Source organism: Synechococcus sp. R55.7 (assembly GCF_047461955.1).
Lineage (GTDB): Bacteria > Cyanobacteriota > Cyanobacteriia > Thermostichales > Thermostichaceae > Thermostichus.
In genome coordinates this window covers 1-503 of sequence record NZ_JANSIC010000532.1, presented here as the reverse complement: position 1 = coordinate 503, position 503 = coordinate 1, and the positions used below count along the sequence as shown (strand labels likewise).

Here is a 503-nt window from a genome sequence, read left to right as displayed (position 1 = left end):
GAGCAGATTTGATGGATCGGCGCTCGCTGATATCATCCAGGAAGTGAACGGCAAACAGAGGCTTTTGTTCTTCATCTCTCACAACATAAACCTGAGACTTTGTCCAGATGATTTGGCCATTCTTTCGGGTGTAGCGATGTTCCAATTCATAATGACTGCGCCGACCCTCGATCATCTCCTGCCAGAGGTTTTTTAGGGTTTCAACATCAGCCAAATCTGGGATATAGGCCTCCAGAGGCAAAGCTTTCAGTTCCTCTGCAGAATATCCTGTTATATCCTTGAGGGCTGAGTTCATGCCATGTGGCTTGGATTCTGGCTCAAGAGGCAGCAGAGAAATGCCCAAATTGCAGGACTCTACAATACCCCAGAATCGCTGTTGAATCTCCAACAAAGCCAGCTCTAGACGCTTACGCTCGGTAATATCTTGAATGCAGCCAAGCACGCAATTTGCTCCGTAGGGAACTATGCAAATTTCTTGGTAACGGAGCTCTCCCGCTGAGTTG

General features: G+C 47.7%; 1 protein-coding gene. It reads right to left on the bottom strand.

Going from position 1 to position 503, the window contains the following annotated elements; genetic code table 11:
• The coding region (locus tag NW820_RS13535; protein ID WP_414407795.1) for a PAS domain-containing protein at positions 1–503 on the bottom strand (503 nt) is incomplete at both ends.